Origin of the sequence: Siminovitchia fortis (assembly GCF_007681465.1) — a bacterium.
Lineage (GTDB): Bacteria > Bacillota > Bacilli > Bacillales > Bacillaceae_C > Siminovitchia > Siminovitchia fortis.
Genome location: NZ_VEKZ01000079.1, coordinates 1 through 11,901, shown reverse-complemented (window position 1 = coordinate 11,901; position 11,901 = coordinate 1). Strand labels below are relative to the sequence as shown.

Genomic DNA, 11,901 nt, shown 5'->3' with positions numbered 1-11,901 from the left:
GGAGCCGGACGCAGCACTAAGTGACAAATAAGTTACTCACAACCTGAGCATTTTATAATTTCCAAACAATAAAGAAAGGCCTGCTTTGTTGCAGGCCTTTCTTTTCTAATCCCTATCCTTGGGTTTTTTTTCACCATAAAATTTTACGTTACCCGGTGTCTTCAACGGTTCGGTAATTTTATTATCATGGACCTGAACCTGATAGGTTTTGCCGTTATGCACATATTTAAATATCCCGTTGTTGAAATCAGTGCCGATCTCCTTATAAAAGATGCCTTCATAGCATATTTCTCTCATGCAAGTGAAACTTAGCACATAATCGTCTCCCTCTTTTAGCAGAAAACAGCGTACGCCGCCTTCAAAAGAGGAATCTTCTTCCGTGTGTACTTCACGGTCAAAGGAGACGATATGAATATCAATGAAGGACATTACCCTTAACAGGACATTTACAAAAGATCCTTTTGTAATCTCTTCCCATCTGTTTTGGGCAGTCTGCCCGATAACAATTTGAGTTATATTGTATTTGTGCGCGACCTCCGCGATGGCCTTGGCTGTCGGGCGCTTTTCATTATCCATGAGGATGAACTCTTCCGCACCCAATTCGTCAGCCAGTTCTTCCCACCGGTCGACATACCCGGATTTGTCCGCATCGAATTCGTCATATGGAAGCGGATCGACAGTCAAAATATAGAAAGGACAATCCAGCATGTGTGCCATTTTGGCTCCGCGCTTGATCAGCCGTTCTCCATTTGGACCGTAATATACACAAACGAGAATGCTCTCATCCATACGACCCTTTTTATTTTTCACGACGATCTTCACCTCTGCATTAATATGGCAACAGTATCTGAACTGGCCAACTAATAAAGTACAGCTGACTTATTATAATGAATCTCCTGCGTTATTTCAATTGGATAAACGTGGATGCAGAATTAGCTTATTTGCAGCAGCCAATCCTGTTAAGTGCAGATCTATAATGTTTAGTGTATAATTTAATAGGAAAAAATTATTCTGTCTATGTTATTCCACATTTTCCGCAAATAGGTTTTTTCAAAGTTGAATCTGGTCACATGGTTTAACCGCAGGTCCCCAATTTGAAAAAGATTCCAAGGAATCTCATGTTCAACCGGTCAAGATTGGACACCTCTCATCCTTTATATTTCATAAGAGTACCTTATGGATTCCCATTATCCCGCTTACCGGCTAAAGAGTCAAGAGGGGAAAGGTGTTATTAGGCTTTAATGTTAAATTAATTATAGGAGTTGCGGTATTGTATGCATGCTCGTTTTATTGTGTGTGTACAAGAATTAAATGGCAATTAACGGAAACCTAAACGATAATTTCGTAACAGTAAATGCAAATCCAGCATGAAAGTGAGGTCCTGTTTTGATAACAATGAATTTGGTCATCATGATCCCTTTTCTAGCCGCTGTTCTTATCCCTATTCTAATTAAAAGAAAATCCCCTATACATATAGGCTGGCCTGTATTCCTTGTACCGGCGGCTTTATTCGTGATTCTTGCCCGTTATATCCCATCCATAGCAAACGGGGAAACCTATTTGAACACGATGAAGTGGATCCCTTCCTTTGACATTGACTTTACTACATACTTTGATGGTCTCAGCTTAATTTTTGGACTTTTGATCACTGGGATTGGAAGTCTTGTTATCCTCTACTCAATTTACTATTTATCCTCTGAAGAATCTTTGCAGCACTTTTATATCTATTTGCTGCTGTTTATGGGCAGCATGCTTGGTGTTGTCTTCTCAGATAATTTAATGGTTTTATATGTATTCTGGGAGCTTACAAGCATTTCATCATTCCTGTTGATCGCTTTTTGGTTCCATAGAAAAAGATCAAGATATGGTGCACAAAAGGCCATGTTGATTACTGTCAGCGGCGGACTGGCCATGTTAACCAGCTTTATCATGATTTATTTGATGACAGGAACGATGAGCATAAGGGAAATTATAGCGGTTGTTGATATCGATCATCCGCTGTTTATCCCTGCCCTTGTTCTGCTGCTCGTAGGTGCCTTCACAAAATCAGCCCAGTTTCCGTTTCATATTTGGCTGCCCGACGCGATGGAGGCGCCGACACCGGTCAGTGCTTATTTGCATTCTGCCACGATGGTGAAAGCGGGGATTTATCTGGTCGCGCGATTCACTCCGATTTTCGGCGGAGGCGAACTTTGGTTTTGGCTTGTAACAGGAGTCGGGATTGTAACGCTTTTCTGGGGCTCTTTTACGGCAGTCCGCCAGACCGATCTAAAGGCCCTGTTGGCATATTCCACGATCAGTCAGTTGGGGTTGATTATGAGCCTTCTGGGAATCGGTTCTATATCCATGCATATGGGGTCAAGCATGGAGGCTGTTGTATTTACACAAGCGACATTTGCCGGGCTTTTTCACCTGATCAATCATTCCACATTTAAGGGTGCCCTGTTCATGGTGGTAGGGATCATTGACCACGAAATCGGAACAAGGGATATCCGTAGGCTGGGAGGGTTGATGTCTTTCATGCCTGTTTCGTTTACGATCGCGATGATCGGTAGTTTTTCTATGGCCGGGCTGCCGCCGTTCAATGGGTTCTTGAGCAAGGAAATGTTCTTTACCGCTGTTTTGAATATATCGCAGCTTGACTTTTTTGCACTTGGCACATGGGGCGTCTTGATCCCGGTGATAGCGTGGATAGCAAGTATTTTTACATTTGTTTATAGCATGATTATCGTTTTTAAAACTTTCCTTGGTACGAGCCGGCTTGAAACCGGAGACCGCAAAGTACATGAAGCGCCTGTTGGGATGCTGATTTCACCGGGCATTTTGGCTGCTTTGGTTTTGGCTGTTTTCTTCTTTCCGAATATCGTTGGGGACTATTTATTGCGTCCGGCAATGGCCGGCATTTTCCCGTCGTTAGCTGACAAAGTTGAATTAAGTCAGCATATTTCGATCTGGCACGGCTTTAATACCGAGATTTTAATGACGATCGGTGTGATTGCCTTCGGGTCTCTTTTATATAAATACATGCGAAGATGGAAAGGGGTATTTACACTTTTTCCGGCTTCATGGTCGTTTGATGCTCTTTATAACAATATGCTGCTGAGATTGGAGAGCGGTTCTTCCGGATTTACGAGGTTCTATATGACAGGTGTTCTCCGGGATTATTTGCTATATATCTATCTATTTTTCATATTGGCCGTTGGCGGATCCTTATTTATGACAGGAGCGTTCTCTATTGATCCGATTCACCAGGCACCCGTACGCCTATACGAGTGGGTCATTATTTTGGTGATGATGGTTGCCGGAATTGCCGTACCGTTCGTTAAAACGAGAGTAACAGCCATATTGCTGAATGGAGTCCTTGGCTATGGAATGGCCGCTTTGTTTGTCACATTCCGCGCCCCGGATTTGGCCCTTACTCAAATTGTCGTTGAGACGGTGACAACCGCTTTGTTTTTACTATGCTTCTTTTTCCTTCCTAAATGGGAAAGCGGGAGAGCAAAGGCTGCCCCAAGGATGAAAACGATCAATTTGCTCATCTCAATTTCTGTTGGGGCCATATTTGTCATGACGGCACTTTCCGTTCAAAGCGGTAAATTATTCAATACTATTTCCGGGTTTTTTGAAAAAGCCGATGAACTGACCGGCGGAAAGAACATTGTCAATGCTATATTGGGGGACTTCCGTGCTTTTGATACGATGCTTGAAGTCGTTGTCCTCTTCATTGCGGGAATCGGCGTATTTACATTGACAAAGTTGAAATTGGGCAAGGGAGGAAAGAACGTTGAAGATCAATGATGTTATTTTAGAGACGGTCACTAAAATCGTTGTGTTTATCATATTGACTGTCGCCGTCTATTTGTTTTTCTCCGGACATAACAGTCCGGGAGGAGGTTTTATCGGCGGTCTTGTCCTTGCCTCTGCCTTCGTCCTGCTGCTCCTTGCCTCCGATATTGAAACGGTTAAGAAGGGGATTCCTTTTGACTTTAAGCGGGTTGCAGCATTAGGAGTGTTTATTTCGGTGACAACCGGATTGGGGGCACTTCTTTTTGGAAAACCTTTTTTAACCCAATCACATTCCACTTTTCACCTGCCTTATTTCGGCGAAACCGAATTCGCAACGATCACCATTTTTGAAGCGGGTGTGGCCTTGACGGTTGTTGGCGTAGTGGTTTCAATCATTCTAAGTATAAGTGAGGATGTTTAAGTTTATGGAAATATTAATCACCATTCTGTCCGGCGTCCTTGTTACAGCGGCAACTTATTTAATTCTTTCCAAGGATCTTTTGCGTGTCATATTGGGATCAGCGATTTTATCCCATGCTGTTCACCTTCTTTTGATGGTCATGGGAGGATTGAAAAAAGGCACGGTGCCGCTGTTGGGAGAAAAACCGAATACATATACGGATGCTATTCCCCAGGCGCTTATTTTAACAGCCATCGTCATCAGTTTTGCAGTTACTGCCGTTTTTCTTGTTATGGCTTACCGGATGTATCAGGAAACCGGCGTTAGCCGGCATGCTTTGTTAAGAGGTAATAAAAATGAATAATGTGATTGTTTTTCCGATGGTTCTTCCGCTTTTGGCCGGAATTATTCTTGTTTTTTTCCGGAAGCACATACAGCTCCAGCGCTGGGTGAGCATAGGAGTTATGGCTTTTGTTGCAGGCATCAGCTTATATATTTTGAATCTTATACAGGCCAAGGGAATTCTTCGCCTTGATTTTGGGGGCTGGGAACCGCCTTTTGGCATCCTGTTCGTTGCAGATTCTTTCTCGGCGCTGCTTGTATTGACGGCAAGCATTGTAACCGCGATTTGCCTGTTGTATGCTTTCTTTTCCATTGACCGCGCCAGAGAAGTAATGTTTTTTTACCCATTTGTTCTATTAATGGCTGCGGGAGTAAACGGCTCATTTTTAACCGGAGACATTTTCAATCTGTTTGTTTGCTTTGAAGTGATGTTATTGGCTTCCTACATACTGATATCCCTTGGGGGAACGAAAATTCAATTGAAGGAATCGGTGATTTATGTAGCGGTAAATGTACTTTCTTCCTGGTTCTTTCTTGTAGCGGTAGCTTATTTGTACGGTACTGTGGGGACTTTGAATATGGCGCATTTGTCCCAGCGGATAGCTGAATCCGGACAAACCCCGATTCTGACTGTCATTAGCATTTTATTTTTGATCGTGTTCGGCTTAAAGGCAGGACTGCTGCTATACTTCTGGCTTCCCGGTTCTTACAGCGCACCTCCGACGGCCGTGGCCGCTTTGTTTGGCGCATTATTGACCAAGGTGGGCATTTACTCGATGTTCCGGATATTTACATTGATTTTTTACCACGAACCGCAGATCACTCATACGCTGATTGGAATCATGGCAGGGTTGACATTGATCGGCGGGAGTTTGGGGGCAGTCGCTTATCGGGATATTCGCATGATTGTATCTTATAATGTCATCATCGGAGCCGGCTTTATCCTTGTGGGGCTTGCTGTTTCAACACCCGCTGCTATTGAAGGTTCGATCTTTTATCTCGTTCATGACATGGTTTCAAAGGCTTTATTATTTCTTCTGGCAGGCACGATGATAGCTCTTACCGGCCATGCGAAAATGGAGCGGATGAGCGGGTTGATCCGCAATTATCCGGTGTTGGGCTGGTTGTTTTTTCTTGTCATGCTGTCCCTTGCAGGCATTCCGCCATTAAGCGGGTTTTTGGGAAAAGTTCTTGTCAGTCAGGGAGCGATTGAATCCGGCTCATATATTCTGCTTGCCATCTCTTTGATATCGAGTCTTTTTGTGCTGTATTCGCTCCTTCGTATTTTCAAACAGTGCTTTTGGGGTGAAACGACAATCAGTGAGGATGAAGAGGTTCCTCTTGGAAAAGGGATGTTGATTCCAGCCGTATTGCTTGCTGCTGCATCGATTGGTCTCGGTTTGGGGTCGGAACTGCTGGCTGGGTATGTTCGTGATGCAGCGGTTACCCTTACGAATCCAAACGTTTATATCGAAGGAGTTTTGGTACAGGATGAGTAACAATATGCGTGAGGGAGGGATGCAAATGCCTGCTCAATTTATACTCAATTTGTTTATAGCATTCCTTTGGATGGTACTGAATGACGAGGATGAATTAAGGTTTTCAACATTTTTCATCGGTTTTTTGGCGGGAATCGTGATTGTGTTTCTCATGCATCGTTTTTTTGGAACGCAGTTTTATCTGCAGCGCTTCTATTATGTTGTAAAATTGGTCTGTATCTTTAATTGGGAACTGTTTCTATCCGCATTTTTGGTGATGAAGCATATTGTCAGCTGGAAAGTGGATGTAAAACCAGGGATATTTTCATATAAGACCGAGTTGAAAACCGATTGGGAAGTGACGACGCTTGCCATGCTTCTGACTTTGACTCCTGGTTCGGTTGTGATGGAGGTTTCACCTGAAGGGAATGTGTTCTATATACATGCGCTTGATATTGAACGCTATAAAGATACATTATTGCGATCTTTAGGCAAATTTGAAAAAGCGATCATGGAGGTAACACGCTAATGATTGAAATGATGCTGGGAACAGCACTTGTTCTTTTTGCTGTGGCGATTGCCATTGCCCTTTTTCGGATTATCCGCGGGCCTTCCATTCCTGACCGGGTCGTCGCCATGGATATGATTGTAGTGAATCTAATTTCCGGAATAGCTGTGATTTCGGTTTTACTTAAGACAAAAGCCTTTCTTGAAGTGATTCTCATTTTGGGGATACTGGCTTTTATCAGTACCATTGCGCTGTCAAAATTTATCGAGAGGGGAGTTATCATTGAAAGGAAGCGAAATCGATGAATTCATAGGAGCTTTTCTCATTTTAATCGGCGGGATTATTTCGGTGATCAGCGCATTGGGCATTATCCGGTTTCCGGATGTTTATACACGGGCACATGCAGCGACAAAAAGCACCACTTTGGGGGTACTGTTGTCGCTGGTTGGAGCGTTTATATATATATGGATGACTGAAAGTCTTATCAGTGTACGGCTCATTCTGGGAATCGTGTTTGTTTTCATCACTGCACCGGTATCCGGGCATTTAATAATCCGGGCCGCCTACCGGTCGAAAGTAAAAATGACGGAAGACACGGTTGAGGATGAGTTGAAAGAGGTTTTGGGGAATAAACCAGAAGCCTGAAAAAATATTCTTATTGACAGCGTATGCCCGGCTGAACAAATGTGAAAATTGGGGAATCCGACAGGTGAAGAGCGCATATGCCTACTGAACAACGGTGGAATCTGTATATTCGGTAGGCAAAGGGCGTGTATGCTTCCCGAGCACCGGTGGAATCTGTATGTTCGGTAGGCAAAGAGTGTGTATGCCTGCCGAACAATCATGAAATCCGGATACCCGGTGGAGACTTTTGCTTTAACATGAGATTCTTCTCCTGAATTCTGAGAAAATAAAAATATGCCAATCTGCTAATATCCGGTTTGGAGGAACATACATGGCAAAAACTATTTTTACAAACGGAAAAATTTATACCCTTGATAAGAATCAGCCTTTTGTTGAATCGGTTGTAGTTGAAAATGGAAATATTTTAGATTTGGGCGCACACGAAGACATGATGCTGCAATGGGGAAGAGAGGGCACGAAGATCGTTGATTTACAGGAAAAAATGGCAACCCCCGGCCTGATTGACAGCCACATGCACCTTTCCGGAGTTGCGTTTCAGTTCTTGGATTTGAATTTGACAGGGGTTACATCCAAAAGGGAGATGATTGAAAAAATAAGGGAAAGGGCAAATGTCACTTCTCCCGGAAAATGGCTGACAGGCCTGGGTTTTGATGAAAACCTTTTCGATGACGGTGAAATGCCGACGATTCAAGAGCTGGATGAGGCGGCACCGCATTGCCCGGTTTTTATCAAAAGGATCTGCCACCATGCATTTCTTGTAAACAGCAAAGCACTCGAAATGGCCAATTATCATCCTTCAATGGAAGTGCCGACGGGCGGAAGCATCGTTCTTGATCCCGATACGAAGAAGCCAACGGGATTGTTACTTGAGTCGGCTTCCACGCTGATTACTGATCGCATGCCAGAAAAGACGTATGAAGAATTGAAGCATGGATTGTCATTGGCGATGGAATACGCTATGAAGAGCGGACTGACAAGTATTCATACGAATGATCCCCGCTATTTGGGCGGACTTGATCAAACATACAAAATGTATGATGAATTGCTTAATCAGGAAAGAAAAGGCCTGCGCTGCAACCTGTTGATCGATTATCCATTCTTGGATCGCCTGAAGGAAACAGGAATGTATGCGGGGTATGGGAATGATACGCTGCAGATCGGGGCGGTCAAAATTTTTGCAGATGGTGCATTTGGAGGAAGGACGGCGCTCCTTTCGGAACCTTATCTGGATGCGTCGGGTAAGTATGGGGAAGCAATGCATGACCAGGAAACGCTTTTCCAAATGGTCAAAGAGGCGAGAGACCATTCGATGCCGGTCGCCATTCATACAATCGGCGATCAGGCGGTGGAAAATGTACTGCAGGTACTTGAGCAATTCCCGAGTGTGAAGCATCGCGACCGCATCATTCATGTATCGCTGCTGAGAGAAGACTTGATCCGGCGACTGGCCAAACCATCTCTTGTCGCGGATATTCAGCCAAGATTTGTCGTCGGTGATTATCCTTGGGTACAGGACAGACTTGGCAAGGAAAGAATTAAGTATTTATATGCTTGGAAATCCCTGTTATCCGCCGGTGTGATGTGTGCAGGCGGCTCAGATGCGCCAGTGGAACCTGTTGACCCGCTTTTGGGAATTCATGCGGCCGTCACACAGAGGCATCCAAGGGAAACCCACAATGGCTGGAATGAAAAAGAAAAACTGTCTATGCGGGAGGCTTTGGAAGTATTTACAATCGGCGGAGCCTGCGCGACGAACGAAGAAGGTAGGAAGGGGACGATAGCCCCGGGAAAATTAGCGGATATGACCGTCTTTTCACGGGATTTGTTTGAGATAGAGCACCCGGATGAGCTGTTGGATACTGAGATAGAGATGACGGTGATTGGGGGAGAGATTGTGTATCGGAAATAATAAAAGCGGCGTTTCCCGTAATTGGGAAACACCGCTTTTTTTGTATAAAATTTTTCGTTGTAAATGATGCTAACGAAATATAACGGTTTTTATACGGATTTTATTTTAGGTCTAGAGAAATGGAATGCTGTGTTTTTAAAGTCAGACAGAGATTAGGTAGGATTTACCGGAAAACAATTGAAAGAAAATTTATTCTACTGTATTATTAGGTAAAATAGATCATTTTTTAAATATTTTTATAAAATCTAGTAATCTTACTATATGACTTGGTAGTAAAAAAGACCTGAATAAGTTTTTAGAAAAGGACGGGATATACTAATGGATTTCATTGGACATATACGTGAAAAAGATGGTGAGATACAAACAGTTCAAGAACATTTGGAAGGGGTTCGACGATTAAGTCAAGAGTTTGGGGAAAAAATTGGAGTGAAAAATTTGGCAGGCATAGCCGGCTTATTACATGATCTAGGAAAAAATACGGAAGAATTTAAAAATTATATTGAAGAGGCTGTAAAAAATCCGAATAGTCCACCTCGGAAAGGCTCAGTAGATCATTCAACGGCAGGAGGAAAATTGCTTCATAAGCTATTTCATAATCAAAATAATAATGATTTGGAGAAGTTGGCTTCAGAGTGGATAGCGATGTGTATTATTTCTCACCATAGCGGATTGAGGGACTTTTTAACTCCAGATATGTCATCTGATTATTTATATCGGGTGACTGAAAAAGAATTAACAGAATTTGATTATGCAACCGCTGCCTTTTTTAAAAGCCAGATCACAGAAAAGGAGTTTGATCAATATTTCTGTGAGGCAGTGGATGAAGTTAAGCAGATTGTAAGTAAGTGGAAGGAAAATAAGCTTAAACCGATAACTTTGTCAATGATTATCAAATACATATTTAGCTGCCTGATAGATGCGGATCGGACTGATACAAGAATGTTTGAGGAGAATGACCAAAATGGAACGAGTCTTGACAGCAATTCATTCTTTGAGAAAAGCTATAACTCTTTAATGGAAAGGATCGCATTATACAGCCGCTCTGAAGATGCCGATCATCCCATAAATATTTTAAGAAGCGAAATGTCCGATCAATGCGAAAAATTTGCTTCCAGACCTTCGGGGATTTATACATTGTCTATACCTACTGGCGGCGGGAAAACATTGGCAAGCCTCAGGTACGCGCTTAAACATGCCATCCAGCATAAAAAAGAAAGAATTATTTATGTAGTCCCATACACCACAATTATTGAGCAAAATGCGCAAGAGGTTAGGGATATTTTAAGAGATGATTCAAATATATTGGAGCATCATTCCAATGTGATTGAAGAAAAGGAAATTGACAATGAATATTATGATTTGAATAAAAAGAAACTTAAGCTGGCAAAAGACAACTGGGACAGCCCGATTATTTTTACAACGATGGTGCAATTTTTGAACGTATTTTATTCAAGAGGTACGAGAAATATCAGAAGGCTTCACAATTTATCCAATTCCATTATCATATTTGATGAAGTGCAATCCGTTCCTATTAAATGCATCTCATTGTTTAACGAAGCGCTTAACTTTCTAAAAGTCTTTGGAAACTCCAGTATTGTATTATGTACAGCTACCCAGCCCGCATTGGACTTTGTGGAAAATGACCTGAAGATTTCGGCAAATGCTGAAATGGTTCAAGAATTAAAAAAGGTAACTAAGAGCTTTAAAAGAGTCAATGTGATAGATAGGACAACACCCCAAGGGCTCGATGCTGCTGAGTTGAAAGAGTTTATCCAAGTGGAAATGGATACAATAAATAGTCTTCTCGTAATTCTTAACACGAAAACAGCAGTACGAATGCTTTTTCAGGAGCTGGATAGTGATGATGCTCAATATAAACTATTTCATTTGAGTACAAGTATGTGTCCGGCACATCGTAAAGACATTCTATCTGATATTAGAAAGTCGTTAACGAATGGGGAAAGAGTGGTCTGTTTAAGCACCCAATTAATTGAAGCAGGCGTTGACATATCATTTGAATGCGTCATTCGCTCGTTGGCAGGTTTAGATTCAATTGCACAGGCGGCGGGACGATGCAATCGCCATGGAAAAGATGACATTCGAAATGTGTATATTATTAAATCGGCGGATGAAAATCTTAAAGATTTGAAGGAAATCAGCATAGGTGCTGATCAAACTAAGAGGATTTTACAAGAGTTTCAAAGGCATCCGGATAAGTTTGGTGATGACCTTTTGTCCCCCGAAGCAATGAAGCTTTACTTTAAATATTATTTTGATCAGATAAAAGGCGAACTCGATTATCCTGTTTTGGAGCTAAGGAAAAATGCATTTGATTTGCTTAATCACAATCAGGATTATTATACAGCTTTTGCACACAAGCATGGATTCAAACCCCCAATCATAAGCAGGCAGTCCTTTGCAACTGCAGAAAAACATTTCAATGTGATTGACAGTCCTACCACATCTCTTCTTGTACCATACAATGAAGAGGCGAACAATTTGATTTCAGATTTAAACGGGGACCTTGATATTAAGGAGTTGGGAGAAATTTTGAAAAAAGCTCAGCAATATGTCGTCAATATTTATAAGCACGAATTGGATCAACTCAGCAAGGATGACAACATTGACCTTCTCCTCCATGGGAATATTTTCGCGTTAAAAGAAACGGCTTATAGAGAAGATATAGGGATAGATCTTGAAGGGGAGGGGAGTTGGTCTTTCGAGTTTCTTTAAAGAAAAAACCTATCAACATTTAATGAAGATAGGTTCTCTGTATTTCGCAAGTGAAAAGTGAACCATTTCGCAACTTAATTTTGAACCACTGATGCTGTTT

General features: G+C 42.2%; 10 protein-coding genes. 9 read left to right on the top strand and 1 reads right to left on the bottom strand.

Annotated elements, in window-relative coordinates:
- Positions 1–105 precede the first annotated feature (105 nt).
- Positions 106–810: a universal stress protein gene (locus FS666_RS17750; protein ID WP_120074756.1), complete on the bottom strand. Its 705-nt coding sequence runs from the start codon at positions 808–810 to the stop codon at positions 106–108.
- A 576-nt stretch (positions 811–1,386) separates the two neighbouring features.
- Here FS666_RS17750 and FS666_RS17745 point away from each other — a divergent pair.
- The 9 genes from FS666_RS17745 to cas3 all read left to right on the top strand — a co-directional run bounded on the left by FS666_RS17745 (position 1,387) and on the right by cas3 (position 11,801).
- The gene (locus tag FS666_RS17745; RefSeq protein ID WP_186306610.1) at positions 1,387–3,798 is read left to right on the top strand and encodes a Na+/H+ antiporter subunit A; all 2,412 of its coding nucleotides are present in this window, start codon (positions 1,387–1,389) and stop codon (positions 3,796–3,798) included.
- On the top strand, positions 3,785–4,207 hold the full coding sequence (locus tag FS666_RS17740) for a Na(+)/H(+) antiporter subunit B (RefSeq protein WP_144463526.1): 423 nt from the start codon (positions 3,785–3,787) through the stop codon (positions 4,205–4,207). The genes FS666_RS17745 and FS666_RS17740 overlap by 14 nt, the downstream gene beginning before the upstream one ends.
- A 4-nt stretch (positions 4,208–4,211) precedes the next feature.
- Positions 4,212–4,550, top strand: a complete 339-nt coding sequence (locus FS666_RS17735) for a Na(+)/H(+) antiporter subunit C (protein ID WP_144463527.1) — start codon at positions 4,212–4,214, stop codon at positions 4,548–4,550.
- On the top strand, positions 4,543–6,027 hold the full coding sequence (locus FS666_RS17730) for a Na+/H+ antiporter subunit D (RefSeq protein ID WP_144463528.1): 1,485 nt from the start codon (positions 4,543–4,545) through the stop codon (positions 6,025–6,027). Before FS666_RS17735 ends, FS666_RS17730 begins: the two co-directional genes overlap by 8 nt.
- A gap of 25 nt (positions 6,028–6,052) precedes the next feature.
- Positions 6,053–6,535: a Na+/H+ antiporter subunit E gene (locus tag FS666_RS17725; RefSeq protein WP_120074765.1), complete on the top strand. Its 483-nt coding sequence runs from the start codon at positions 6,053–6,055 to the stop codon at positions 6,533–6,535.
- On the top strand, positions 6,535–6,819 hold the full coding sequence (locus FS666_RS17720; RefSeq protein ID WP_120074767.1) for a Na(+)/H(+) antiporter subunit F1: 285 nt from the start codon (positions 6,535–6,537) through the stop codon (positions 6,817–6,819). The genes FS666_RS17725 and FS666_RS17720 overlap by 1 nt, the downstream gene beginning before the upstream one ends.
- Complete coding sequence (locus tag FS666_RS17715) at positions 6,797–7,159, top strand: Na+/H+ antiporter subunit G (RefSeq protein ID WP_120074769.1); 363 nt, start codon at positions 6,797–6,799, stop codon at positions 7,157–7,159. The genes FS666_RS17720 and FS666_RS17715 overlap by 23 nt, the downstream gene beginning before the upstream one ends.
- Before the next feature lie 310 nt (positions 7,160–7,469).
- Positions 7,470–9,068 (top strand): amidohydrolase, encoded by a 1,599-nt coding sequence (locus tag FS666_RS17710; RefSeq protein WP_144463529.1) that lies wholly within the window; start codon positions 7,470–7,472, stop codon positions 9,066–9,068.
- A gap of 318 nt (positions 9,069–9,386) precedes the next feature.
- On the top strand, positions 9,387–11,801 hold the full coding sequence (gene cas3, locus FS666_RS17705) for a CRISPR-associated helicase Cas3' (protein ID WP_144463530.1): 2,415 nt from the start codon (positions 9,387–9,389) through the stop codon (positions 11,799–11,801).
- The last annotated feature ends 100 nt before the right edge of the window (positions 11,802–11,901 follow it).